This window comes from Streptomyces sp. NPDC001194, assembly GCF_042896985.1.
Classification (GTDB): domain Bacteria; phylum Actinomycetota; class Actinomycetes; order Streptomycetales; family Streptomycetaceae; genus Streptomyces.
The window spans coordinates 121,030-146,766 of the sequence record NZ_JBIAXU010000009.1 but is presented as its reverse complement, the minus strand read 5'-3'; the positions used below and the strand labels follow the sequence as shown (position 1 = coordinate 146,766).

17 protein-coding genes are annotated in these 25,737 nt (G+C 70.7%); 9 read left to right on the top strand and 8 right to left on the bottom strand.

What is annotated here, in order from left to right; all coding sequences use genetic code 11:
• Window positions 1-81: 81 nt before the first annotated feature.
• Entirely contained in the window at window positions 82-1,017 is a 936-nt protein-coding gene (locus ACFY1T_RS20460) for an ABC transporter ATP-binding protein (RefSeq protein ID WP_390789426.1), read from the top strand.
• A gap of 98 nt (window positions 1,018-1,115) precedes the next feature.
• Window positions 1,116-1,775, top strand: a complete 660-nt coding sequence (locus ACFY1T_RS20455) for an HAD family hydrolase (protein WP_390789363.1) — start codon at window positions 1,116-1,118, stop codon at window positions 1,773-1,775.
• Between the two features lie 55 nt (window positions 1,776-1,830).
• On the opposite strand, the gene ACFY1T_RS20450 is transcribed toward ACFY1T_RS20455, so the two are convergent.
• Entirely contained in the window at window positions 1,831-3,903 is a 2,073-nt protein-coding gene (locus ACFY1T_RS20450) for a prolyl oligopeptidase family serine peptidase (RefSeq protein WP_390789362.1), read from the bottom strand.
• Between the two features lie 97 nt (window positions 3,904-4,000).
• Here ACFY1T_RS20450 and ACFY1T_RS20445 point away from each other — a divergent pair, with 97 nt between their 5' ends.
• Entirely contained in the window at window positions 4,001-5,554 is a 1,554-nt protein-coding gene (locus ACFY1T_RS20445; protein WP_390789361.1) for an MFS transporter, read from the top strand.
• A 93-nt stretch (window positions 5,555-5,647) separates the two neighbouring features.
• Here the strand turns inward: ACFY1T_RS20445 and ACFY1T_RS20440 are convergent, their stop codons facing one another.
• The 5 genes from ACFY1T_RS20440 to ACFY1T_RS20420 form a co-directional block, all read right to left on the bottom strand.
• The gene (locus ACFY1T_RS20440; RefSeq protein ID WP_390789360.1) at window positions 5,648-7,033 is read right to left on the bottom strand and encodes a cytochrome P450; all 1,386 of its coding nucleotides are present in this window, start codon (window positions 7,031-7,033) and stop codon (window positions 5,648-5,650) included.
• Between the two features lie 109 nt (window positions 7,034-7,142).
• Entirely contained in the window at window positions 7,143-7,721 is a 579-nt protein-coding gene (locus ACFY1T_RS20435) for an excalibur calcium-binding domain-containing protein (protein ID WP_390789359.1), read from the bottom strand.
• A 273-nt stretch (window positions 7,722-7,994) separates the two neighbouring features.
• Window positions 7,995-8,792, bottom strand: a complete 798-nt coding sequence (locus ACFY1T_RS20430; protein WP_390789358.1) for a hypothetical protein — start codon at window positions 8,790-8,792, stop codon at window positions 7,995-7,997.
• A gap of 336 nt (window positions 8,793-9,128) precedes the next feature.
• Window positions 9,129-10,658 (bottom strand): UDP-N-acetylglucosamine 1-carboxyvinyltransferase, encoded by a 1,530-nt coding sequence (locus ACFY1T_RS20425; protein WP_030863101.1) that lies wholly within the window; start codon window positions 10,656-10,658, stop codon window positions 9,129-9,131.
• A 145-nt stretch (window positions 10,659-10,803) separates the two neighbouring features.
• The gene (locus tag ACFY1T_RS20420) at window positions 10,804-12,720 is read right to left on the bottom strand and encodes an amidohydrolase (RefSeq protein WP_390789357.1); all 1,917 of its coding nucleotides are present in this window, start codon (window positions 12,718-12,720) and stop codon (window positions 10,804-10,806) included.
• Window positions 12,721-12,824: 104 nt separating this feature from the next.
• Here ACFY1T_RS20420 and ACFY1T_RS20415 point away from each other — a divergent pair, with 104 nt between their 5' ends.
• The 5 genes from ACFY1T_RS20415 (at window position 12,825) to ACFY1T_RS20395 (ending at window position 20,475) form a co-directional block, all read left to right on the top strand.
• Window positions 12,825-13,922, top strand: coding sequence for a LacI family DNA-binding transcriptional regulator (locus ACFY1T_RS20415; protein ID WP_390789356.1), 1,098 nt, complete (start codon window positions 12,825-12,827; stop codon window positions 13,920-13,922).
• 199 nt (window positions 13,923-14,121) lie between these two features.
• Complete coding sequence (acnA, locus tag ACFY1T_RS20410) at window positions 14,122-16,836, top strand: aconitate hydratase AcnA (RefSeq protein WP_390789355.1); 2,715 nt, start codon at window positions 14,122-14,124, stop codon at window positions 16,834-16,836.
• A gap of 304 nt (window positions 16,837-17,140) precedes the next feature.
• Complete coding sequence (gene ngcE / locus ACFY1T_RS20405) at window positions 17,141-18,568, top strand: N-acetylglucosamine/diacetylchitobiose ABC transporter substrate-binding protein (protein ID WP_390789354.1); 1,428 nt, start codon at window positions 17,141-17,143, stop codon at window positions 18,566-18,568.
• Between the two features lie 22 nt (window positions 18,569-18,590).
• Window positions 18,591-19,535, top strand: a complete 945-nt coding sequence (locus tag ACFY1T_RS20400; protein ID WP_327133968.1) for a sugar ABC transporter permease — start codon at window positions 18,591-18,593, stop codon at window positions 19,533-19,535.
• Between the two features lie 13 nt (window positions 19,536-19,548).
• Window positions 19,549-20,475, top strand: a complete 927-nt coding sequence (locus ACFY1T_RS20395) for a carbohydrate ABC transporter permease (RefSeq protein ID WP_390789353.1) — start codon at window positions 19,549-19,551, stop codon at window positions 20,473-20,475.
• A gap of 9 nt (window positions 20,476-20,484) precedes the next feature.
• Here the strand turns inward: ACFY1T_RS20395 and ACFY1T_RS20390 are convergent, their stop codons facing one another.
• Entirely contained in the window at window positions 20,485-21,219 is a 735-nt protein-coding gene (locus ACFY1T_RS20390) for an MgtC/SapB family protein (RefSeq protein WP_390789352.1), read from the bottom strand.
• Between the two features lie 27 nt (window positions 21,220-21,246).
• Window positions 21,247-23,967: a magnesium-translocating P-type ATPase gene (mgtA, locus tag ACFY1T_RS20385; protein ID WP_390789351.1), complete on the bottom strand. Its 2,721-nt coding sequence runs from the start codon at window positions 23,965-23,967 to the stop codon at window positions 21,247-21,249.
• Window positions 23,968-24,495: 528 nt separating this feature from the next.
• Between mgtA and ACFY1T_RS20380 the strand changes: the two genes are divergently transcribed.
• The gene (locus tag ACFY1T_RS20380) at window positions 24,496-25,698 is read left to right on the top strand and encodes an ROK family transcriptional regulator (protein WP_030154513.1); all 1,203 of its coding nucleotides are present in this window, start codon (window positions 24,496-24,498) and stop codon (window positions 25,696-25,698) included.
• Window positions 25,699-25,737: the final 39 nt, after the last annotated feature.

Below are 25,737 nucleotides of genomic sequence, written 5' to 3'. Positions count from 1 at the left end.
CCGGACACCGCCGCACGGGCGGAGGGGGCCGGGACGGACCCCGCCCCGCCCGGGCCGCTGCTCTCCGTACGCGACCTGACCATGACCTTCCCCGGCAGACGCTCCGCGTCCGGGCGCCGGGGGGCGCCCGTGCGCGCCGTCGACGGGGTCTCCTTCGACCTCGCGGCCGGCGAAACCCTGGGCCTGGTCGGGGAGTCGGGCTGCGGGAAGTCCACCACCGGCCGGATGCTGGTGCGGCTGCTGGAGCCCACGTCCGGAGGCATCACCTTCGACGGACGCGACATCACGAGGCTGTCGCAGCGCGGGCTCCGCCCGCACCGGCGCCACCTCCAGATGGTCTTCCAGGACCCGCACTCCTCCCTCAACCCCCGCCAGACGGTGGCCCGGATCATCTCCGACCCGCTGCTCGTACAGGGCTGGTCGGCCGCCGACGCGCGCCGCCGGGCGGCCGAGCTGATGGACCTGGTCGGGCTGATCCCGGAGCACATCGACCGCTACCCGCACGAGTTCTCCGGCGGCCAGGCCCAGCGCATCGGGATCGCCCGCTCGCTGGCCACCAGCCCCCGGCTGATCGTCGCCGACGAGCCGGTCTCCGCCCTCGACGTCTCCGTACAGGCGCAGATCGTCAACCTGATGGAGCGGCTGCGCCGGGAACTGGGCCTGGCGTACGTGTTCATCGCGCACGACCTGTCCGTGGTCAAACGGGTCAGCGACCGGGTCGCCGTCATGTACCTCGGCCGGATCGTCGAGATCGGCGAGAAGCGCGCCCTGTACGAGAGCCCTCAGCACCCGTACACCCGGGCGCTGTTGTCCGCCGTACCGCTGCCGGACCCGGCGGCGGAGCGGCGGCGCGAGCGGATCGTGCTGCTCGGCGACCCGCCGAGCCCGGCCGCCCCGCCCCCGGGCTGCACGTTCCACCCGCGCTGCCCGAAGGCGCAGGACGTCTGCCGCACGGACCGCCCGCTGCTGCGGATCGCCGCCTCCCGCGAGGTGGCCTGCCACTTCCCCGGTGACTGACGGGGATCCAGGGGAAGAAGGAGGACCCCGGGCCGATCGCGTCGGCCCGGGGTCCTCCCGCTGTCCGCGCGGCGCCGCACCGATGGCATGATCATGGCGTGACCAGCGACACCACCCGGCCGGGCCCCGTGAAATTCGTCCTCTTCGACGTCGACGGCACGTTGATCGACGCGGTGGCGAACCAGCGCCGGGTCTGGGCGGCGTGGGCGCGGCGCCACGGACTCGACCCCGACGAGGTCCACCGCGTGGCGCTGCGGACCCGCCCCCTGGAGACCTTCGCGGAGGTGGCGCCCGGGCGGGACCCGCAGGCGTGCCTGGCCGCGCTGCACGAACTGGAGGACGAGGACGTCCGCTCCGGCGTCTACGCCGCCTTCCCCGGCGCCCCCGAGCTGCTGACCGGCCTGCCCGCCGGGTGCTGGGCCCTGGTGACCTCGAACTACGAGCACCGGGTGCGCGGGCGGTTCGCCCGGACCGGACTGCCGGTACCGGAGGTGCTCGTGGACGCCGGGGCCGTGGCCGAGGGCAAGCCTTCGCCGGTCCCGTACCTGCTGGCGGCGGAGCGCCTCGGTGCCGGGCCGCAGGACTGCCTGGTCGTCGAGGACGCGCCGTCCGGGATCGAGTCCGGGCTGCGGGCCGGCATGACGGTGTGGGCGGTCAACACACCGGCCCCGGTGGACGGAGCGCACCGCCACTTCGCGAGCCTGCACGAGGCGGCGCCGGCGATCCTCGCGTTCGCCGCGGGATCGCCCACCGCATAGGAGTGGTGGGCATCCCCCTCCGGAGCCTGCCCGCGACCGTGTCCGGGCGCGCCCCTCAGGCCAGTTCGCGGCGGAAGAACTCCAGCTCCAGCGCCGTGATCTTCTCCCGGGTCCCGTTCGGGGTCATGTGGGTGACCCCGGGGAGGGCCAGGAGCTGGTGCGGACGGCCCGCGTCGGTCAGCGCCCGCGAGAGGCGCAGGGTGTGCGAGGGGTGGACGTTGTCGTCGGCCAGGCCCGTGATCAGCAGCAGCGGCCGGGCCAGGTTCGGGGCGTCGGGGACCAGCGAGTCCCGTTCGTAGACGTCCGGGTGGTCCTGGGGGAGGCCCAGGTACCGCTCCGTGTACGCCGTGTCGTACCGGCGGAAGTCGGTCGGCGCGGCTCCGGCGGCCGCCGCGTGGAAGACGTCCGGACGCCGCAGCACCGCCATCGCGGAGAGGTACCCGCCGTACGACCACCCGCGCACCCCCACCCGGCCGAGGTCCAGGTCGGGATGGCGGGCGGCGAGCGCGTGCAGGGCCGCGACCTGGTCGTCCAGCGTGACCTCGGAGAACCCGCGGTACATGGCGTGCGTGAAGGAGGGGGACACGTACGGGGTTCCGCGGTTGTCGACGGTCACGACCGCGAAGCCCCGGTCGGCCCACCACTGGCGGTGCTGCCACCGGCGCGGCTCGGCGGACACGTCCTGGTGGCCGGGGCCGCCGTAGCTGTCCATCAGCACGGGCAGCCGCCGGCCGGCCACGTGGCCGCGGGGGAGCACGAGCGCGGTGGGGATGCCGTGCTCGGTGACCCGCTCCAGTACCGGGACCACCCGGTAGGGCAGCGGAGCGGACAGATCGCCGGGCGTGAACCGGCGCCCGTCGGCGGTGTGTACGGTCCGCCGTATCCCGTCGGCGTCGGCGCAGGTCAGCAACAGGGCTCCGGCCGAGGCCTGGACGCCGTGCACCCCGGGTCCGTCGGCGAGCGGGGTCAGCTCCCCGGTGGTGGGGTCGAGGAGCAGCACCTGCTGCTCCGCGGGGTCGCGCTGCCCGGCCTCGATCAGCAGCCGGCCCTGGTGGAATCCGGCCACCCGGCGCACCTGGATGCCGCTTCCGGTCAGCAGTTCCCCGTCCACGGCGAGGGCGCGGGCGGCGCCGTCGGGGGTGTCGGCGGCGGTGAGCATCCGTCCGTCGGCGAGCCGGGCCGGGGTGCCGGGCAGCAGCGGATCGACCCAGTGGGGGTGCTCGGTGCGCGACAGCTCCCGGGTCCGGCCGGTGACCGGGTCGGCGGTCAGCAGCAGCACGTTCTGCTGGAGCCGGTCCTGGACGGTCAGCAGGATCTCCGTCGGTGACTCCCAGCCGGCGTCGGAGACGTACGGGTACGCCGCCGCGTCCCAGTCGAGCCGTACCCGGGGGCCGTCCGGGCCGAGGACCCACAGCTGGACCTCGGCGTTGGGGCCGCCCGCTTCGGGGTAGGCGAAGTCCTCGGCCGGGAGTTCGGGGTGTGCGGGGTCGGCGAAGTGGCGCCGCTGGAGGGCGGTTTCGTCCACGCGGGCGGCCAGCAGGGCCTCCCCGTCGGGGGACCACCAGTGGCCCCGGTCCCGGCCCAGCTCCTCGGCGGCGGCGAACTCCGCGAGGCCCCAGCGGGCCCCGTCGTCGGGACTGATCCGGCCGCCGGGGTGGATGTGGAGGGCGTCGCCGGTGACGTACGCGGTGCGGGAGCCGTCGGCGTCGGGGCGCGGGTCGAGGGCGGGCCCGGCGGCCGGGATCTCCTCGGCCGGCTGCGCCTTGCCCTCGGCGACTCCCTCGCAGCTGACCCGGTACAGCCGCCCGTACAGCGGGAACACGGCGCTGCGGCCGTCGCCGGAGAGCGCGTACGAGCCGATCCCGGCGGCCACGAGCCGGGTCCGCTCCCGCAGCCGGCGCTCGGCGACCGGCAGGGTGCCCGGCTCGGGGGACAGCTCGCGGGGGTCGGCGAGCCGGGTCTCGGTGCCGGTCGCGGTGTCCAGGACCCAGAGGCCGTCGAAGGCGTCGGTGGGGCCGGTGGAGCGGAGGAACCAGAGCAGCCGGCCGTCGTCCCCGAAGGAGAACGCGCGCGGGGCGCCGTACGTGAAGCGGCCGGTGCTCGCGGAGAGCCTGAGGAAGTCATCCATGATCGTAGTGTGTCATGTGAAATGGCACACTGTACATGTCATGCAGCCTAGGCCATTCGAGTGGTGTACCCCCCGCACCAGGTTTAGCGTCGAAAAGGTGGACGCGAACGGGAACGCAACACCGACCGGTGGCGGGACAGACGGCAAGGTCCGAGGAAGCGGCAACGGCCTCGCGCTGTTCGTCATCGCGTCCTGCCAGCTCATGGTCGTCCTCGACATCACCATCGTGAACATCGCGCTTCCGCACATCCAGACGGCCCTCGGCTTCTCCACCGAAAGCCTGTCCTGGGTCGTCAACGCCTACACCCTCACCTTCGGCGGACTCCTCCTCCTCGGCGGGCGCACCGGCGACATCCTCGGCCGCAAACGCGTGTTCATCTTCGGCATCCTGCTCTTCGGCCTGGCCTCGCTGCTCGGCGGCCTCGCACAGAACGAAGGCCAGCTGATGGCCGCCCGGGCCCTGCAGGGCGTCGGCGGCGCCATCGCCTCACCGACCGCCCTGGCCCTGATCACCACCACGTTCCGGGAAGGCCCGGCGCGCAACCGGGCGTTCGGCGTGTTCGCCGCCGTGTCGGCGGGCGGCGGCGCGATCGGACTGCTGGCCGGCGGCGTTCTCGTCGAATGGCTGGACTGGCGCTGGGTGCTCTTCGTCAACGTTCCGATCGCCGTGGCCATCGCGGTGATGGCCGTGCGGGTCATCCGCGAGTCCGAACGCCACCCCGGGCACTTCGACCTGGCCGGCGCGCTGCTGTCGACCCTGGGCATGGTCGCCCTCGTCTACGGCTTCATCCGCGCCTCCCAGGAGGGCTGGACCGACCCCGTCACCCTCGGATCGTTCGGGGCGGCCGTGGTCCTGCTCCTGCTGTTCTTCCTCAACGAGCGGCGCTCGCCGCAGCCGATCACACCGCTGCACATGTTCGCCGACCGCAACCGGGCCGGCTCGTACGGCATCATGCTCTTCCTCGCCTGCGCGATGTTCGGCATGTTCTTCTTCCTGACCCTGTTCGTGCAGAACGTGCTGGGCTTCAGCCCGATCCAGGCCGGCCTCGCGTTCCTGCCGGTGAGCGTCGTCATCGCCGTCGGCGCGGGCATCACGTCCCAGCTGCTGCCCAGAGTCGGCCCGAAACCCTTCATGGTGGCGGGGGCCCTGTGTTCGGCGGCCGGCCTCGCCTGGCTGACGCAGACCGACGTCCACTCGACGTACCTCGGCAGCATCCTGGGCCCCGTGCTCGTGTTCAGCCTCGGCATGGGCATGCAGTTCGTCTCACTGACCCTGATGGCCCTGTCCAACGTCGCCGACCGGGAGTCCGGCGCGGCCTCCGGGCTGCTCAACACGACGCAGCAGGTGGGCGGATCGCTCGGCCTGTCGATCCTGGTCACGGTCTTCGGCACGGCCAGCCGCAACGAGGCCCACGACCAGGTCCCGGTCTTCCTGAGCCAGGCCGACCCGGCCCAGAAGGCGCTCTTCCTGCGCACCGGACAGCTCCCGGACCCGTGGGGCGACCAGGTGCTCAGCTCCGGCGTGAGCGCCGCGTTCATCGTCGCGGCCTGCTTCGCCCTGGTCGCGGCGCTCATCGCCCTGTTCGTGATCCAGGTCCGCCCCTCCGACCTGGAACGCCTCAAGGGGAACCACACGCCGGCGGCGGTCTGAGGCCGCCGGCGGTGATGGGCCGGCCTGCGGTCTCGGGCCGGCCTCAGGTCTTGGGCCGGCCGGCCCCCCGGCCCGATTACCCCCGTCGCCCGGCTACCCCTCGGCGCCGGTGATCCGGCAGCGGATCGGGCCGTCCGCCCGGAGGGTGATCCCGGCGGTGACGGGGACGTGGGTGTCCACGGCCTCGAACTCGTACGCGCGCAGGATCATCGCCAGCGCGATCACCGACTCCAGCATCGAGAAGTGCTGTCCGATGCAGGCGCGCGGGCCGCCGCCGAAGGGGAACCAGGCGTAGCGGGGACGGCCGGCCTCCGCCTCCGGAGTGAACCGGTCCGGGTCGAAGCGGTCCGGGTCCGGCCAGTGGCGGGGGTCCCGGTGGGTGACCCACGGGGCCACGATCACGTCCGCGCCCGCCGGGATGGTCAGGCCCCCGACCTCGGCGGCCGCGACCGCGCTGCGGCCGATGACCGGGGCCGCCGGATAGAGCCGCATCGCCTCCTTGAGGACCTGCGTGAGGTACGGGAGCCGGTCCAGGTCGGCGGCTTGCGGCGTACGGTCGCCCAGGACGCGGGAGATCTCCGCGCGGGCCCGCGCCTGCTGCTCGGGGTGGCGGGCCAGCAGGTGGAGCGAGAAGGCGAGCGAGGTGGCGGTCGTCTCGTGTCCGGCGAGCAGGAAGATCAGCACCTGGTCGCGCAGCTCGGCGGCGTCGAACTCACCGTCGTCGGTGCTGGAGGCGGTGGCGAGCAGGCTGAGCAGATCCTCGCCCGCGGCCGTGCCGCCGGCGCGCCGGGCGGCGATGATGGCGTCGCACGCCGCGTACAGCTCGTCCATCGCCGCGGCCGCCCGCTTGTTGCCCGGAGTGGGCCAGCTGCGCGGGAAGTTGGCGGGGGAGTAGCCGCGGCGCAGCACGTACTCCGTGATGACCGGAAAACACCGGTCGACGACGTCGACGGTGGCCTCGACGTCGGTGCCGAAGAGGATGCGGGCGACCGCGCGCAGGGCGAGCCGCATCATCTCCTCGCCGACGTCGACCACCGCGCCCGGGGCCTGCTCCCAGCCCGCTAGGACGGCCCGGGTCTCGGCGGCGACGGCTCCGGCGTATCCGTCGACCCGGCGCTTGGTGAACAGCGGCTGGACGAGCCGCCGCTGGCGCAGGTAGTCCTCGTCCTGGCTGGTCAGCAGGCCGTTGCCGAAGGAGTCCCGGATCTCCTGGTAGAAGGTGTTGTCCTTGCGGAAGTTGGCCGACTCCGAGGCCAGGACCTGCTGGGCGCCCTCGGCGGAGAAGACGCAGTAGAGCGCTGCGCGCAGCCCGGGCGGGCCGGCGGTGATCCGTACGACGTCGCCGTGCCGGTCCCGGGCGCGCAGGTAGGTCCCGAGCGAGTCCGATTTCAGATCGAAGAGGGAGCCGAGCAGCGGCGCCCCGCCGAGCGTCGGAACCTCCGTCCCGCTTCCGGTTCCCGTCCCTGTCTCCACTGCCATGGCCGCCCCCTCGACACCGTACCGACGCCCCCGATTCTGCCCGTCGGCGCCCGCAGCGGCGAGCACGCCCGGGCCGACCGGCGGGATTCGGCCGCTCGGCCGGCGCCGGCTACTTGTCGCAGGCGATCCCGTCCTTGTCCCGGTCGAGGGCCTCGCGGTACCCGGGCTGGCCGCGCCGCATGGGGGCCGCCCCGGCAGCCTTGGCGTCGGCGCAGCTCTTGTAGTAGGCGCTGGTCCCGCCGACACCGCCGTCACCGCCGGTGGAGCCGCCGTCGGTCGGGGGCGAGGACTTCGGCTTCGGCGGGGCGGGGGTCTTGGAGGGGGCGAGGACGCCGCCGGCCTTGTCCGGGCAGGCCTGGCCGGGCGCGACGAGCGAGAGCTCGACGGTGGACGCCTTCTCCACGGGGGCTCCGGCCGCCGGGGTCTGGAAGCACACCGCCCACGCCGCGTGATCCGCGGCCAGTTGCACGTTGCCGTAGGCGCTGCGCGCCTCGACCGCCTTGGTGACCAGCGTCTTCACGGTGACCTCGGCGTCGGTGAACTTCTGCCCGACCAACGACGGCATCGCGGCCGCACCGGCCGCGGGCGGGGAGGCGACACCCGCACTCGCGCCCGCCGCACCGGCCTTCGGCGCCGGATCCTCGCACCCGCTCCCGAGCACGAGCACCGCCCCCACGACCGCTGCCACGGCAAACCCCCGACGACGCACCACGAACGACCCCCCAAGATCAACACCCCGCGCAACCGCCGCAGCGTACGCAGGTCACCCACCCCGGACGAAGCACTTTCACGCCAACTTCCCCGGCAGGTCCGGCGCGTCCGCCAGGCCCGCGCCGGAGCCCCGCCGTTCCCGCGTCAAGGCGCCGGGCGGCCATGGGGGAGCGGTTCTCGTCCGGGGGCGGGCCGTTGAGGTCGCCTCCGGGAGTTGCCGGGGTGATGGTCGACCGGAGCGCTTCGACACCTATGCCACAAGGCCGAGAGACGCGTACGCGGCGTTGGCGAAGTCGTCCCGGACCGACTGAAATCGCTCCAGCAGCGGGTCTCGGACGAGCCCACCGATCATCTCGTCCCAGTGCGCAACACTGTTGGCCACTTCGACTACCTGCCTGATCTCTTCCGCTTCCAAGGCGTTGCTCTCCCGCAAGGTGGCCTCCAAGAGATCGAGCTTCTCCCACCGAACTTCATCCTCCAGGCGCCCCCACTCAGACAGCAGCTCCCAGGCCACGTACGCCGAGATGTGGTGCGGATCCTGGCACCACTCGGCGTTGCGAGGGCACCAGGATTCCTCCAGAGATGTCATCGCCGATCTCAGCACAGCCCTGCGCAGTGCCAACTTCTCCAATTGGACACATTGTTTGGCAACACGCTCCGCTTGACTGAGAACCGCTGGCGGCCCCAGGACCGCGACACCAGCCCGTGCCTGCACCACTGCGGTCGCCTTCTGATCGAGCAGTTCCCGACGGGCAACGCCAGGAACTTCCGGCAACTCGGTGACGAGCCGACCGAGGACGTCTGCTGCACGGAGAAACTCGGCATAGGCCGAGTGGCGCGCGTCCTCCAGCGACTGCTTCCGTCCCGACCGGTCCTGGAATTGGGCGGCCGCCACTGTGGCCTGAGACTGATTCATGCCCGCCAACACCGTGGCAGCAGCGGATCTGTCCGCACTGCGTCTGGTCCAGTGGGCAGCGAGCAGGGTGGCGGGCACCGTGATGAGGGTGGTCAGGGCGCTTGCCGCGGTTACAGCCTGGTCTGGTTGCATGAGACGCATGGTGCTGCCCTTACCTCTCGGCGAGGGCGGAAGAGAAGAACCGCTGACGGTGACTGTCCCGCCGTGCTAAACGGTCGACGCCACCCACTGTGACCCAAGCGCGCGCAAGCGGTGCAGATCCACTGGACGGTTCAAGGCGATGGCGAGCGCTCGATCGCCGACCTGGACCTTTGCCGTGTCTCGCTGCGGACATGGACGCACCTCATGCCCGACAGCCAGGCACGAGCGCGACGGGCCGTCGACGGGGTCTTCCGCGGGGGCGGAGACACCGGCGACGGCCCAGAGACGGCCCAGGAGGACGGGGAACCGTCCTGACCTGCGGCTTACTTAAATGTCGCGGAAGATTTCGATCTGGGCGCCCACCGAGTTGAGGCGTTCGGCCAGTTCTTCGTAGCCGCGGTTGATGACGTAGACGTTGCGCAGCACCGAGGTGCCTTCGGCCGCCATCATCGCCAGGAGGACGACCACCGCCGGGCGCAGGGCCGGCGGGCACATCATCTCCGCCGCGCGCCAGCGCGTCGGGCCCTCGACCAGGACGCGGTGGGGGTCCAGGAGTTGGAGGCGGCCGCCGAGGCGGTTGAGGTCCGTCAGGTAGATGGCGCGGTTGTCGTACACCCAGTCGTGGATCAGCGTCTGGCCCTGGGCCGAGGCCGCGATGGCCGCGAAGAACGGGACGTTGTCGATGTTCAGCCCGGGGAACGGCATCGGGTGGATCTTGTCGATCGGGGCTTCGAGCTTCGAGGGGCGGACCGTCAGGTCGACCAGGCGGGTGCGGCCGTTGTCCGCCGTGTACTCCGCCGAGCGGTCGTGGTCGAGGCCCATCTCCTCCAGGACCGCGAGCTCGATCTCCATGAACTCGATCGGCACCCGGCGGATCGTCAGCTCCGACTCCGTGACCACCGCGGCGGCGACCAGGCTCATCGCCTCGACCGGGTCCTCGGAGGGGGAGTAGTCCACGTCCACGTCGATGTTCGGGACGCCGTGCACCGTGAGGGTCGTCGTGCCGATGCCGTCCACGCGCACGCCGAGCGCCTCGAGGAAGAAGCACAGGTCCTGGACCATGTAGTTGGAGGAGGCGTTGCGGATGACCGTGGCGCCGTCGTGGCGGGCGGCGGCCAGCAGCGCGTTCTCGGTGACCGTGTCCCCGCGCTCGGTCAGCACGATCGGGCGGCCGGGGGAGACGCCCGCCTCGACCTTCGCGTGGTAAATGCCCTCGGTCGCCGTGATGTCCAGGCCGAAGCGGCGCAGGGCGATCATGTGCGGCTCGATGGTGCGGGTGCCGAGGTCGCAGCCGCCGGCGTACGGCAGACGGAACTGGTCCATCCGGTGCAGCAGCGGGCCCAGGAACATGATGATGCTCCGGGTGCGCCGCGCCGCGTCCGCGTCCATGGCGTCCATGTCGAGGCGGGCCGGCGGGACGATCTCCAGGTCCACGCCCTCGTTGATCCAGCGGGTGCGGACGCCGATGGAGTTCAGGACTTCGAGGAGCCGGTAGACCTCCTCGATGCGGGCGACGCGGCGCAGCACCGTGCGGCCCTTGTTGAGCAGGGAGGCGCACAGCAGCGCCACGCAGGCGTTCTTGCTCGTCTTGACGTCGATGGCGCCGGACAGCCGGCGGCCGCCGACGACCCGCAGGTGCATCGGACCGGCGTAGCCCAGAGAGACGATCTCGCTGTCGAGAGCTTCACCGATTCGGGCGATCATCTCAAGGCTGATGTTCTGGTTGCCGCGCTCGATCCGGTTGACGGCGCTCTGGCTGGTGCCCAGTGCGTCCGCGAGCTGACTCTGCGTCCAGCCCCGGTGCTGCCGGGCGTCACGGATGAGCTTGCCGATGCGTACGAGGTAGTCGTCTGCCATGGATGCACCGTATCTCAGATATGAGATGGCTCCTGCGTCGGGTGTGGCAGACGGGTGTTACCGACCGTCAGGTCCACTGAAGGTCGGTTCCACCCGAGTCTCCGCACATCACTTCAATTGCGGACATCTACCTCGATCGGGGCAGTTAGTGGGCGCAATTGTGGTGGCGGCCGCCGTGCACCGCCGCGTACGCCGACGGTCGCGGTCCGGACACCGCCCGGGCCGCCCGCGCCGCCGCGGCCCGGCCCGCCGCCGAATCCGCGTCGTGCACCACCCGGCCGCCGACCAGGGTCATCCGTACGCCCGTCCCGCTGATGTCCGCCACCGGACAACGGGTCACATCACGGTCCAGCAGCACCAGGTCGGCCGCCTTGCCCACCTCGACCGTCCCCGTCAGCCCCTCCTGCCTCAGCTGCCACGCCGTCCCGGCGGTGTGCATCCCCAGCACCGAACTGCGGCTCAGCCCCTCCAGCTCCCGGTACAGCTCGCCCGTCCCGTACGCGCCCTGCCGGTCGATGGCGGTCCGCAGCTGGTTCCACACCTGGAGCGCGTCCACCGGCCAGTCCGAGCCGCCGGTCAGCCGGGCCCCCGCCCGTTCCAGGCTGCGCGCCGGGTACATCCACCGGTGGCGCTCGGGCCCGATGTACGGAAGCAGCGCGTCCATGGTCCAGGTGTCCTGCGCCGCCCACTGGAGCTGCATGCACGCCGCGACGCCCAGCTGCGCGAAGCGGCGCAGGTCCGCCGGGTCCACGATCTGCAGGTGGGCGATCGCGTTGCGCGCGTCCCGCTGCCCGGTCACCCGGCGGGCGTACGCGTATCCGTCCAAAGCGGTCCGTACCGCCCGGTCTCCGAGTCCGTGGGCGTGCAGCTGCCAGCCGGCCTTGTTGAACGCGGCCGTCAGGCGGCCGTAGTCGGCCGCCGAGGTGTAGAGCTCGCCCCGGTTCGCGGTCGGCTTCCCGTTGCCGTCCAGGTACGGCCGCAGCAGCGCGGCCGTCTGCGCCGGGTACTCGATGACCCCGTCCAGGAACACCTTGACCATCCCGAACCGCAGGCCCCGTACCCCCTCGAACTCCTTGCGCAGCCCGCGCGCGTACGCCAGCGCGCCCGCCGGGTCCTTGGTCTGTCCGGCGTCGAGACGGATCGCCGGCACGATCCGCTGCGGCAGCTTGCCGGCCGCCGCCAGCGCCTGGTAGAGCTCCAGCTCGTGCCGCCCGACCAGGGCGTCCATCATCGTGGTGACCCCGGAGGCGGCCGCCAGCTCCAGCACCTTGGCGCAGGCCGCGACCAGTTCGGCCCGGGAGGGCTCCGGGATGTGCCGCTTCACCAGGTCCTGCGCGTCGTCCTTCAGGACGCCCGTCGGCTGCCCGTCGGCCCCCTTCACGATCCGGCCGCCGACCGGGTCGGGGGTGGCCGCGGTGATCCCGGCGATGTCCAGGGCCCGCCGGTTGACCCAGAGGTTGTGCCCGTCGCCACCGACCAGCGCGACCGGTCTGCGGGTGGCCAGCGCGTCCAGCATCGAGTGGTGCGGCACGCTCCCGGTCGGCAGCAGCCCGACCGGGTTCCAGTCCTCCACCACCAGCCAGCGGTCCGGCTCCGCGTCGGCGCCCCCGGTGTCGGCGAGGAAGCCGGACAGCAGCTCCCGCAGCTCGGGCAGCGTGGTCTGCGCCCCCTCCAGCGAGGGTCGCAGCGACCGGTCGCCGGCGCCCAGCGGGTGCACGTGGCCGTCGTGGATTCCGCTCATCACCGTGTTCCCGCGGGCGTCGACCACCTCGGTGTCCCGCCCGATGTGCCGGCGCACCGCCGAACCGCTGCCGGTGGCCAGGATCTTCCCGTCCCGCCCGACCGCGACCGCCTCGACCGGCGCCCCGCCGCCCGCGGCCCCGGTGAACACCCGGGCGCCGTGGATCACCAGGGCCGCCGAACCGCGCGAGCCGGAGGCCGGGCCGGACGGGGCGGCCGCCGCCGCGGGCGCCGCGCCCAGCAGGCCGGCCGCACCCGCCGCCCCGACGGCCCCGAGCAGGCCCCGCCGGGAGAGGGATGAGGGGAAGGAAGCAGAGGTCATGGCCACTCCAAACGTCGGTGTGGCCAGGACACTGTTTGATTAACCCCTTAACCAGAACCCGCCGCCGCCGACGAAATCCGCACCGCCGTCCGTACGATGACCCCGTGCCCGGCCCCGGACCGACCATCGCCGACATCGCGCGCGCCGCGGAGGTGTCCACCGCGACCGTCTCGCACGCGCTGGGCGGCACCGGCCGCGTCGGCGAGTCCACCCGCCGCCGGGTCCGCGAGGTGGCGGCCGCCCTCGGCTACAGCGCCCGCCGCGGCCCCCGCACCCGTACGCTCGGCCTCGCCGTCACCACGTACGCGGGCTCTGCCTGGAACTACGTCGAGATCGCCTACTTCTCCCGGCTGCTGACCGCCGCCACCGCGGCCGCCCACGCCCGCGGCTACGCCCTGACCCTGCTGCCCGCCGACCGGGGCGCCGAGCCGCTGTGGCACACCCTCGCCGTCGACGGGATGCTGCTCCTCGACAGCCCGGCCGGCGATCCGGTGCTCCGCGCCCTGCGGGCCCGCGGCCTGCCGGTGGTCTTCGACGGCAGGCCCCCGGAGCCGCGGCCCGGGGACGTGTGGGTGGACAACGACCACGAGGCCACCACCCGCGAGGTCCTCGACCACCTCGCGGCCGCCGGGGCCACGCGGATCGCGCTGCACTCCGCGTACGGCCGCGAGTACTACACCGGGGCCGTCACCTCGGCCTACGCCCGCTGGTGCGCCGAGCGCGGGATGGCCGAGCAGGTGGTCCCCTTCGACCCGCAGGACACCCCGGGCCACGCCTTCGACCCCGTCTTCGCCGGACCCGGCCGCACCCGCCCCGACGCCGTGTACTGCGTGTACGACCCCGGCGGCCGCCAGGCGCTGGCCGCCGCCGCCCGGCACGGTCTGCGGATACCGCAGGAGCTGCTGCTCGTCTGCGCGAGCGAGGACCCCGCGTACGCGGCGGGCGACCCGCCGGTGAGCACCGTGACCCTGCGGCCGGAGGTGATCGGGGAGAGCGCCGTCGCCGCGCTGGTCGCGCTGCTGGAATCCCCGGAAGCGGCGGAGCCCGGCCAGCTGACCGTCCCGGCCGCGCTGACCGTGCGTGCGTCGACCGTGCGTACGCCTTCCCGGCCGGCGCGCAGGCCCTCCCGTTCGGCGCGTACGTCTTCCCTTCCGGCGCCGCGGACGGCTCCCGGCGCGGCTCCGGGCACGCCTTCGCTGTGATCTGGCCCATGCCGTGCATGACCAGGGCGCGGCAATGCACTAGAGTTATCTCGACATCGAGATATCTGCCGAAGGCGTACCGCAGCCGCCCCTGCTGGTAAGGCTCACCTAACTTAGCCTTACCTTAGCGGATTGGCCACAGGGCGTGGCGGCAGGATTGCGGTAAAACGCGCGAATTTCATGCATGAAGGAGACTGTCGTGTCGGCGAACAGCTTCGACGCCCGCAGCACGCTGCAGGTGGGCGACGAGTCGTACGAGATCTTCCGGCTGGACAAGGTTGAGGGCGCTGCCCGCCTTCCCTACAGCCTGAAGGTGCTGCTGGAGAACCTGCTCCGCACCGAGGACGGCGCGAACATCACCGCCGACCACATCCGGTCGCTCGGGAACTGGGACTCGCAGGCCCAGCCCAGCGAGGAGATCCAGTTCACGCCGGCCCGCGTGATCATGCAGGACTTCACCGGCGTTCCCTGCGTCGTGGACCTCGCCACCATGCGTGAGGCCGTGAAGGCCCTCGGCGGCGACCCGGCGAAGATCAACCCGCTCTCGCCCGCCGAGATGGTCATCGACCACTCGGTCATCGCCGACAAGTTCGGCACGAAGGACGCCTTCGCGCAGAACGTCGAGCTGGAGTACGGCCGCAACAAGGAGCGCTACCAGTTCCTGCGCTGGGGTCAGACCGCCTTCGACGACTTCAAGGTCGTCCCGCCGGGCACCGGCATCGTCCACCAGGTCAACATCGAGCACCTGGCCCGCACGGTCATGGTTCGCAACGGCCAGGCGTACCCCGACACCCTCGTCGGCACCGACTCGCACACCACCATGGTCAACGGCCTGGGCGTGCTGGGCTGGGGCGTCGGCGGCATCGAGGCCGAGGCCGCGATGCTCGGCCAGCCGGTCTCCATGCTGATCCCGCGCGTCGTGGGCTTCAAGCTGACGGGCGAGCTGCCCACCGGCACCACCGCCACCGACCTCGTGCTGACGATCACCGAGATGCTCCGCAAGCACGGCGTCGTCGGCAAGTTCGTCGAGTTCTACGGCGAGGGCGTCGCCGCCACCTCGCTGGCGAACCGCGCCACCATCGGCAACATGTCGCCGGAGTTCGGCTCCACCGCCGCGATCTTCCCGATCGACGGCGAGACCCTGAAGTACCTGCGCCTGACCGGCCGCGACGCCCAGCAGGTCGCGCTCGTCGAGGCGTACGCCAAGGAGCAGGGCCTGTGGCTCGACCCGGCCGCCGAGCCGGACTTCTCCGAGAAGCTCGAGCTCGACCTCTCCACGGTCGTCCCCTCCATCGCCGGCCCGAAGCGCCCGCAGGACCGCATCGTCCTGGCCAACGCCGCCGAGCAGTTCGCGCAGGACGTGCGCAACTACGTCAGCGAGGACGAGGAGGCCGGCAAGGAGTCCTTCCCGGCGTCCGACGCCCCGGCCGCCGCCAACGGCGTGCCGACCCGCCCGACCCAGGTCACCCTGGCCGACGGCACCTCCTTCGAGATCGACCACGGCGCCGTCACCGTCGCCGCGATCACCTCCTGCACCAACACCTCGAACCCCTACGTCATGGTCGCCGCGGCGCTCGTGGCCAAGAAGGCGGTCGAGAAGGGCCTGTCCCGCAAGCCGTGGGTCAAGACCACCCTGGCCCCGGGCTCGAAGGTCGTCACCGACTACTTCGACAAGGCCGGCCTGACCCCGTACCTCGACAAGATGGGCTTCAACCTCGTCGGGTACGGCTGCACCACCTGCATCGGCAACTCCGGTCCGCTGGACGAGGAGATCTCGAAGGCGATCAACGAGCACGACCTCGCGGTCACCTCGGTCCTCTCGGGCAACCGCAACTTCGAGGGCCGCATCAACCCCGACGTCAAGATGAACTACCTGGCCTCCCCGCCGCTGGTCGTCGCGTACGCCATCGCGGGCTCCATGAAGGTGGACATCACCAAGGACGCCATCGGCATCGACACCGACGGCAAGCCGGTCTTCCTCCAGGACATCTGGCCGTCCGAGGCCGAGGTCAACGACGTCGTGGCGAACGCCATCGGCGAGGACATGTTCAGCAAGTCCTACCAGGACGTCTTCGCGGGCGACGCCCAGTGGCAGGCGCTGTCGATCCCGACCGGCAACACCTTCGAGTGGGACCCGCAGTCCACCTACGTCCGCAAGCCCCCCTACTTCGAGGGCATGACGATGGAGACCACCCCGGTCTCCGACATCGCCGGCGCGCGCGTGCTGGCGAAGCTGGGCGACTCGGTCACCACCGACCACATCTCCCCGGCCGGTGCGATCAAGGCCGACACCCCGGCCGGCAAGTACCTCACCGAGCACGGCGTCGAGCGCCGCGACTTCAACTCGTACGGTTCCCGCCGCGGCAACCACGAGGTCATGATCCGCGGTACCTTCGCCAACATCCGCCTGCGCAACCAGATCGCGCCGGGCACCGAGGGCGGCTTCACCCGCGACTTCACCGTCGAGGGCGCGCCGGTCGCGTTCATCTACGACGCCTCCCAGAACTACCAGGCCGCCGGCATCCCGCTGGTCATCCTGGCGGGCAAGGAGTACGGCTCGGGCTCGTCCCGCGACTGGGCCGCCAAGGGCACCGCGCTGCTCGGCGTCAAGGCCGTCATCGCCGAGTCCTACGAGCGCATCCACCGCTCGAACCTCATCGGCATGGGCGTGCTCCCGCTGCAGTTCCCGGAGGGCGCCTCGGCGGCCGCGCTGGGCCTCACCGGCGAGGAGACCTTCTCCTTCACCGGTGTGGAGGAGCTGAACAACGGCACCACCCCGCGCACCGTCAAGGTCACCACCGACACCGGTGTCGAGTTCGACGCGGTCGTCCGCATCGACACCCCCGGTGAGGCGGACTACTACCGCAACGGCGGCATCATGCAGTACGTGCTCCGCAACCTCATCCGAGGCTGACGGTCTCAGCACCACCGAAAGGGCCGTATCCCCGTCACGGGGATGCGGCCCTTTTCGGCTTTCCGGACGGGACGAGGTTTCGAGGAGGTCTCAACTCGGAAAAGCTGACGGACAACCGTGTGCATGATCTTGCTCACATGAACGGAAGTGGACTATACCTGTGCCTCGTCCGGATCATCGCGTTCGAGCGGCACCGGACCGGGGGATGGTGGGGACCTGCGGTGACGTCCGTAAGTGCGGTGACCACGGGCATTCGTCGAGTCCCGACCTCCTTCACACTTCTGACGAAGGCGAGGACATGAGCATGGGATCCACTGGTGAGGGCATCGGCCGCCGTGACCTGATCAAGCGCTCCGCGGCACTGGGACTGATCTCGGTGCCCACGATGAGCTTCCTGTCCGCCTGCGCCTCCGGCGGCGAGGACACCTCCACGAAGGGACCCGACAAGGGTGCGGTGACCAAGGAGAACCCGTTCGGCGTCGCCAAGGGCGGCAAGCTCGACGTCGTCGTCTTCAAGGGCGGGTTCGGCGACGACTACGCGAAGGCCTGGGAGGCCGCCTTCGACAAGAAGTGGGGCACCACCAGCTCCCACCTGGGCACCCAGGAGATCGCCGCCAAGCTCCAGCCCCGCTTCAACGGAGGCAACCCGCCGGACGTCATCGACGACTCCGGCGCCCAGCAGATCAAGGTCGACGTCCTCGCCAAGGGCGGCCAGCTCGCCGAGCTCACCCCGGTGCTCGACGCGCCCTCGCTGGACGACCCGGCCAAGAAGGTCCGGGACATGCTCATCCCCGGCACCGTCGAACAGGGCACCCAGGGCGGCAAGTTCGTCGCCCTCTACTACGTCTACACCGTGTTCGGCTTCTGGTACTCGGGCAAGCTCTTCAAGGAGAAGGGCTGGGCGGAGCCGAAGACCTGGGACGAGTTCCTGGACATCTGCACCAAGGCCAAGGCCGCGGGCATCGGCGGACTCGCCCACCAGGGCAAGTACCCGTACTACATCAACGTCGTCATCATGGACCTGATCGCCAAGAAGGGCGGTCTGGAGGCCATGAAGGCGATCGACAACCTGGAGCCGAACGCCTTCGAGGGCAACCCCGCCGCCCTCGCCGCCGTCGAGGCGGTCTACGAGGTCGTCGAGAAGGACCTGCTGATGGCCGGCACCAACGGCCTCACCCACACGGAGTCCCAGACCGCCTGGAACCAGTACAAGGCGGCCTTCATCCCCTCCGGCTCCTGGCTGGAGAACGAACAGCTCAAGCAGACCCCGGAGGACTTCGACATGAAGTTCCTGCCGGTGCCGACGCTCGCCGACAGCAAGCTTCCCTTCGAGGCCATCCGGGCCGGCGCCGGCGAGCCCTTCATCGTCCCGGAGAAGGCCGCCAACAAGGCCGGCGGCCTGGAGTTCCTCCGCTCGATGCTGTCCCGCGAATGGTCGACCCTCTTCGCCCAGCAGGCGAACTCCCTGACCGTGGTCAAGGACGGCGTCGACCCGAACGTCAAGCTGCGCCCGGGCACGGCCTCGGCCGTCGCGGCCGTCAAGGCGGCCGGGACGAACACCTTCAACTACCTGTACCCCGACTGGTACAGCGAAATGGACACCGAGATCCAGAACGCGTCCAATGAGCTGATGGCCAAGCGGATCCAGCCAAAGGAATGGATCAAGCGGGCCCAGGCTGCGGTAGACAAGGCTGCCAAGGACCCGAACGCCAAGAACAACCACCGCAGCTGACATCGTCCAAGGGGCGGACACCATGAGCCAAGTAGCCCAGGGCAAGGGAAGGATCGGCTTCATCGCCGGCTTCCTCATCCTGCCGCTCGCGCTGTACCTGACTTTCGTCATCTGGCCGTACATCCAGACGTTCGGATACTCCTTCACCAACTGGTCCGGACAGTCGCCCACGTTCGACTTCGTCGGCCTGGACAACTACTCCGCGCTGATGAAGGACGAGGTCTTCCGCGGAGCCCTGTGGCACAACCTGCTGCTCCTGGTGTTCGTCCCGACCGTCACCATCCTGCTGGCCCTCTTCTTCGCCTTCATGGTGAACGCGGGAGGGCGCAGCGGAGCGGGCGGGGTCCGCGGCGTCCGCGGCTCCTCCGTCTACAAGATCGTCTACTTCTTCCCGCAGGTGCTGTCCCTCGCCATCCTCGCCGTGCTGTTCGGCGCGGTGTACCGCAGCGACGAGGGCGGCCTGCTGAACGGATTCCTCACCAAGCTGGGCCTGGTGGACCCGGCCCACCCCGTCGAATGGCTCAATCAGCCGAACCTCGTGCTGTGGTGCCTGCTCCTGGTGGTGGTCTGGCACGGGGTCGGCTTCTACCTGGTCCTCTTCTCGGCCGCCATGCAGTCCGTGCCCAAGGACATCTACGAGGCCGCCCTGCTCGACGGAGCCGGGCGCGCCCAGACCTTCCTCAAGGTCACGCTGCCCCTGCTGTGGGACTCCGTGCAGACCTCCGCGGTCTACCTGGGCATCGCCGCCATGGACATGTTCGTGCTGGTGTCGACCATGACTTCCGGCCAGTTCGGCGGCGGTCCCGACCACCACAGCGAGGTCATGGCCACGGTGCTGATGCGCAACTTCCTCTACTTCGGCAAGAGCGGCTACGCCTGCGCCATGGGCGTGGTCATGCTCGTCCTGACCATGATCCTCTCCGTCGTCACGCTGCGCGCCACCCGCCGCGAGCGCATCGAGTTCTGAGCGGGAGACCAAGATGACCACAGTGATCAAGGCGCCGGGCGAGCCTTCGGCCGAGCGGTCCGGCGGCAGCGGCCGGCCCAAGGAGGGCGCGAGGAGCGCCTCCGACGGCATGGTGCTGAACGTCTTCTCCCACGGGTTCCTCGCCGTCTGGGCGATACTGATCGTCCTGCCCCTGATCTGGCTGGCGCTCGGCTCGTTCAAGACCGACGCCCAGATCGGCGGCTCGGCCCTCAGCTGGCCGTCCAACTGGCATTTCGACGCCTTCTCCCGGGCCTGGGACAAGGGCATCGGCGACTACTTCGCCCACACGCTGATCGTGATGGTGTTCTCGGTCCCGCTGACCATGCTGCTCGGCTCGATGGCGGCGTACGTGCTGGCCCGCTACCCGTTCCCGGGGAACCGGCTCTTCTACTACTTCTTCGTCAGCGGGGCCATGTTCCCCGTGTTCCTCGCGCTCGTCCCGCTGTTCTTCATGGTCAAGCGCCTGGACATGCTCAACACGTACCAGGGGCTGATCCTGGTGTACGTCGCCTACTCGATGCCCTTCACCGTCTTCTTCATGCACTCGTTCTTCCGCACGCTGCCGACGGCCGTGCACGAGGCGGCGGTGATCGACGGGGCCTCCGACACCCGGATCTTCTTCCAGGTGATGCTGCCGATGGCCAAGCCCGGCCTGATCAGCGTCGGGATATTCAATGTCCTGGGCCAGTGGAACCAGTACATCCTGCCCTCCGTCCTGATGCAGCCGCAGACCGGATCGGACCCCGAGCGCTACATGCTCACCCAGGGCCTGATCCAGCTGCAGTACCAGATGGGGTACGAGACGGACCTGCCGGTGCTGTTCGCCGGCGTCACCATCGCGATGATCCCGATGCTCGTGGTCTACCTGTCCTTCCAGCGGCAGATCCAGGCCGGTCTGACCTCGGCCACCCTCAAGTAGCCGCCCCGCTCATCCTGAGGAGGCCGTCGGGTCGGGCACGACCGACCAGCTGACCGCCGAGACGGAGGGGTCGAGCGAGAGGTTGCTGACCGCTTCCTCCAGCATCCGGCCCCCCGCCGCCCCTTCGGCGGTCAGCAGCGCGGACACCGTCACCAGGCCGGCCTCCGGGCCGTCCTGGCTGCGGATCGAGCGCAGCGCGTAGCCCGGCCGGCCCAGCGCGTCGACCAGCCGGCGGCGGATGTGCGCCTCCTCCGCCTCCAGGCACACGGCCTCGAAGTGGAAGTCGGTGGCCACCTCCGCCCCGCCGCGCGGTTCGCGGTCGAGGCGCCGGCCCAGCGGGCGCAGCAGGAGGTTGGCCCCCACCACGCCCGCCGTGCCGAAGGCGGCCAGGACGAACATCCCGGTGCCGGCCAGGCAGCCCACGGCCGCCGAGCACCACAGGGTGGCGGCCGTGTTCAGGCCCCGTACGCTCAGCCCGTCGCGCATGATCACGCCGGCGCCGAGGAAGCCGATGCCCGACACGATCTGGGCGGCGACCCGGGAGCCGTCGTACTGGACCTCCGAGACGGCGCCGATGAACCCGTACTGCGAGAGCAGCACGAACAGCGCCGCACCGCCCGCCACCAGGGCGTTCGTCCGCAGTCCGGCCATCCGGGCGCGCCACTGCCGCTCCAGGCCGATCGCCGCTCCGAAGCCGAGCGCGGCGGCCAGGTGCCCGGCCATCTCCCATTCGTCGAGCAGCATCGGCTCCCCCTCCTTCCGTGCGGCGCTCTACAGCCAGGTGCCGAACTTGCGGATGTACAGGGTCTTCAGGAGCTGCGTGAGCGTGCAGTACGCCAGCAGCACGCCGATCAGCCACGGGAAGTAGCCCGCCGGCAGGGGCACGAAGCCCAGCGAGCCGGCCAGCGGCGAGAAGGGCAGGTACAGCCCGGTCAGCACCGCGAGCACGGTCATCACCATCACCGGCCAGGAGGCGCGGGACTGGATGAAGGGGATCTTCCGGGTACGGATCATGTGGACGATCAGGGTCTGCGAGAGCAGCCCCTCGATGAACCAGCCGGACTGGAACAGCGCCTGGTGCGCCTCGCTGTCGGCCGCGAACACGTTCCACATGATCACGAACATCGCGATGTCGAAGATCGAGCTGATCGGGCCGATGCAGACCATGAACCGGCCGATGCCCTTGGCGTCCCAGTTGCGGGGCTTGCGCAGGTACTCCTCGTCCATCCGGTCCCACGGCGTGGCCAGCTGGGCGATGTCGTAGACCAGGTTCTGCACCAGCAGCATGATCGCGAGCATCGGCTGGAACGGGATGAACGCGCTCGCCACCAGGACCGAGAAGACGTTGCCGAAGTTCGACGAGGCCGTCATCTTGATGTACTTGATCGTGTTGCCGAAGGTGGTCCGGCCCTGGATCACGCCCTGCTCCAGGACGGTCAGGTCCTTCTCCAGCAGGATGATGTCCGCCGATTCCTTGGCGATGTCGACCGCGGTGTCGACGGAGATGCCGACATCGGCGTCGCGCAGCGCGGCGGCGTCGTTGATGCCGTCCCCGAGGAAGCCGACGGTGTGCCCCTCGGCCTGCAGGGCCCGTACGATGCGGGCCTTCTGGACGGGGTTCACCTTGGCGAAGACGGTCGTACGGGCGGCCAGCGCGCGCAGCGCCGTGTCGTCGAGGGGGTCGATCTCGGTGCCGAGCACCACGTGCCCGACGTCGATGCCGACGTCCGCGCAGACCCGGGCGGCCACCAGGTCGTTGTCGCCGGTGACGACCTTGACCGCGACGCCCTTGTCGGCCAGGGCCTGCAGGGCGCGGGCGGCGTCGGCCTTCGGCGGGTCGAGGAAGGCGAGGAAGCCGACCAGGGTCAGCCGGTCCTCGTCCGCGACGGAGTAGGTCTCGCGCGGGGTGCTCACCGTGCGGGTGGCGACGGCGAGGACGCGCAGGCCCCGGCGGTTGTTCTCCTCGGCGATGCGGGTGACGTGGGCGCGCAGCTGCGCGGTGAGCTCGACCTTCCCGCCGCGGTCCCGCATGTGGGTGCACAGGTCCAGGACCTCTTCCACCGCGCCCTTGGTGATCATGACGTGCTCGGGGCGGCCGACCGCGCCCACGCTGCCGTTGCGGTCCAGGACCACGGACATCCGGCGGCGGGCGAAGTCGAAGGGGATCTCGTCGACCATCGAGAACCGTGCGTCGACGACAACCTCCTCGGCCTCGTCCACGCGGTTGACGACCGCCTGGTCCATCAGGTTCTTCAGACCGGTCTGGAAGTGCGAGTTGAGGTACCCGTACTCCAGGACCTCGTCGTCCTCGTTGCCGTGCACGTCCAGGTAGCGGTCCAGGACGATCCGGTCCTCGGTGAGGGTGCCGGTCTTGTCCGTGCAGAGGACGTCCATGGCGCCCAGGTTCTGGATCGCGTTGAGGCGCTTGACGACGACCTTGTGCCGGGACATGGCGACCGCGCCGCGCGCCAGGTTGGCGGAGACCACCATCGGCAGCATCTCGGGGGTCAGGCCGACGGCGACGGCGATGCCGAAGAGGAAGGCCTCGTCCCAGTCGCCCTTGGTGAGGCCGTTGATCGCGAACACGACCGGGACCATGACCAGCATGAAGCGGATCAGCAGGAAGCTGACCTTGCGCACACCGTTGTCGAAGTTGGTCTGCGGGCGCTCGCCGACCAGCGATCCGGCCATCGAGCCGAAGTAGGTGTCGGCGCCGGTGGCGACGACCACGCCGGTGGCGGTGCCGGAGGTGACCGAGGTGCCCATCAGGCAGAGGTTGTCGGCCTCGACCGGGTCGGCGGTCTCGGACTGGCCCCGGTCGTCCGCACGCGTGTCGGCCTTCGCGACCGGCAGGGACTCGCCGGACAGCGCGGCCTGGCCGACCATCAGGTCCTTGGAGGTGATGAGCCGCAGGTCGGCCGGGATCAGGTCGCCGGCGGCCAGCTTCACCACGTCGCCCGGGACCACCTGGTCCATGGGCACCTCGAAGGTGGTCGGCGCCGAGCCGCTGCCGGCCCGGCGCTGCACCGCGCAGGTGGTGGTGACGAGCTTCTTCAGCGCGTCGGCGGCCCGGCCGGAGCGGAACTCCTGCCAGAAGCGCAGCAGTCCGCTGACGGCCACCATCACGGAGAGGATGACGACGCCCGGATCGGCCGGGTCCTGCCACCACATGACGGCGGCGAGGAAGACGAGGACGCCGATGAAGGGGTTCCAGAACGCCTTCGCCAGCTGCAACCACCAGCGCGGGGCGCGCTCGTGGGCGACGACGTTGGCGCCGTGCCGCTCCAGGCGCAGGGCCGCCTCGGCGTGTGTGAGACCGCTGCGGGTGGCGCCGAGCTCCTGGAGGACCGAGACGCCGGGGCGGGAGCTGAAGCCCGCGAGCTGCTCTCCGGCGAGCCGGGTACGGGTCTCCAGCTCGGCGGCCTTGCGCTCGCGGCGGCCCTTGCCCGGCGGTGCGAGCTTGGTCGGGGTACGGGGGGTGAGCATGGTCATGACGAATACCTCCCTCCAGCGCGTCCGGGCAGCGCGAAGCCGCGCGGTCACGTGGAGTGATCATGGGTCGGCGCGGGACGGCGCGACAGGCCGTCGGGCACGCCGATGGGCATGGATGACGCATGCCGGGCGGGGGCGCCGGGGCATGCGGAAGGAAAGGAAGGGGGAGAAGGGAGACGAGATCAGCTGATCAGGTCAGCCGACGAGAGCGCTGCAAAGACTTCGATCGGGACTCATCCCGAACACCTCCTTGCGTAGCGCCGTCATCACGGGGCACCCGATCCGGCCGAAAAGCCGCAGAGAACCGGTTGCCTCAGCGACCGTAACACGATCCAGAGGGATGTCTCTCATACTTATGACCGGTAGTGACCGATTCGTTCTGTGTCAGCCTCTTGACGTCTGGAGGGCCAAAGGCTCGACTTAAGGTTCACAAGTTGGAGAGACGCCGGGGTCTCGGAGCACCAAGCCGCGACCGCCGGCTCGGGGGGCGACGGTCAGCCGTCGCTAATGGGCAGGAGTGGATGAGTCGTGCAGACTCCCGGATCGCAGTCTTCACTGCACCGCGCGAATCTCGAACGGGTCGTGCGGGCGGTGCGGCTCGCGGGTTCGCTGACCCAGGCGGAGATCGCCCGGTCCACCGGACTGTCGGCGGCCACGGTCTCCAACATCGTCCGCGAGCTCAAGGACGGTGGGACCGTCGAGGTCACGGACACCTCGGCCGGCGGCCGGCGGGCGCGCAGCGTCTCCCTCAGCGGTGACGCGGGCATCGTGATCGGCGTGGACTTCGGCCACACCCACCTGCGGGTGGCCGTCGGCAACCTCGCCCACCAGGTCCTGGCCGAGGAGTCGGCCCCGCTGGACGTGGACGCCTCCTGGGCGGACGGCTTCGACCGGGCGGAAGCACTGGTCGGAGAGCTGATCGCGGGCATCGGGGTGGGCCTGGAGAAGGTCATCGGCGTCGGGCTCGGCGTGCCCGGCCCCATCGACGTGGAGTCCGGGACCCTGGGCTCCACCGCGATCCTGCCGGGGTGGGCCGGCATCAACCCGCGCCAGGAGCTCTCGCAGCGCCTCGGCGTGCCCGTGTACGTGGACAACGACGCCAACCTCGGAGCGCTCGGGGAGCTGGTGTGGGGGAGCGGCCGGGGGGTCAAGGACCTCGCGTACATCAAGGTGGCGAGCGGCGTCGGCGCCGGCCTCGTGATCAACGGGCAGATCTACCGGGGGCCCGGCGGCACCGCCGGCGAGATCGGGCACATCACCCTGGACGAGTCGGGCCCGGTCTGCCGCTGCGGCAACCGCGGCTGCCTGGAGACCTTCGCGGCGGCCCGGTACGTACTGCCGCTGCTGCAGAGCACGCACGGGCCCGAGCTCACCATGGAGCGCGTGGTCGAGCTGGCCCGGGAGGGCGACCCGGGCTGCCGGCGCGTGATCGCCGACGTGGGCCGCCATGTGGGTAGTGGTGTCGCGAACCTGTGCAACGTCCTCAATCCCAGCCGTGTGGTGCTCGGCGGTTCGCTGGCGGAGGCCGGTGAGCTGATCCTGGCCCCCATACGCGAGTCCGTGGGGAGATACGCGATCCCCAGCGCGGCACGTCAACTCTCCGTGCTCACGGGGTCGTTGGGCGGCCGGGCCGAGGTGCTGGGGGCGCTGGCCCTGGTGCTGAGCGAGATGGGCGATTCGACCCTTCTGGCCGGTTCGCCGACCCTCAAGCTCTTGCCTTCAGTTAGATAACGGATGGCACCGTTGTCATCTCGTTAAGGATTCACTCCT

Coding starts and splice junctions, on each gene's coding strand:
- ACFY1T_RS20460 (WP_390789426.1), top strand. CDS start 82: ATGACCTTCCCCGGCAGACGCTCCGCGTCCGGGCGCCGGGGGGCGCCC.
- ACFY1T_RS20450 (WP_390789362.1), bottom strand. CDS start 3,903: ATGGATGACTTCCTCAGGCTCTCCGCGAGCACCGGCCGCTTCACGTAC.
- ACFY1T_RS20440 (WP_390789360.1), bottom strand. CDS start 7,033: ATGGCAGTGGAGACAGGGACGGGAACCGGAAGCGGGACGGAGGTTCCG.
- ACFY1T_RS20430 (WP_390789358.1), bottom strand. CDS start 8,792: ATGCAACCAGACCAGGCTGTAACCGCGGCAAGCGCCCTGACCACCCTC.
- ACFY1T_RS20425 (WP_030863101.1), bottom strand. CDS start 10,658: ATGGCAGACGACTACCTCGTACGCATCGGCAAGCTCATCCGTGACGCC.
- ACFY1T_RS20420 (WP_390789357.1), bottom strand. CDS start 12,720: ATGACCTCTGCTTCCTTCCCCTCATCCCTCTCCCGGCGGGGCCTGCTC.
- ngcE (WP_390789354.1), top strand. CDS start 17,141: ATGGGATCCACTGGTGAGGGCATCGGCCGCCGTGACCTGATCAAGCGC.
- ACFY1T_RS20400 (WP_327133968.1), top strand. CDS start 18,591: ATGAGCCAAGTAGCCCAGGGCAAGGGAAGGATCGGCTTCATCGCCGGC.
- ACFY1T_RS20395 (WP_390789353.1), top strand. CDS start 19,549: ATGACCACAGTGATCAAGGCGCCGGGCGAGCCTTCGGCCGAGCGGTCC.
- ACFY1T_RS20390 (WP_390789352.1), bottom strand. CDS start 21,219: ATGCTGCTCGACGAATGGGAGATGGCCGGGCACCTGGCCGCCGCGCTC.
- mgtA (WP_390789351.1), bottom strand. CDS start 23,967: ATGACCATGCTCACCCCCCGTACCCCGACCAAGCTCGCACCGCCGGGC.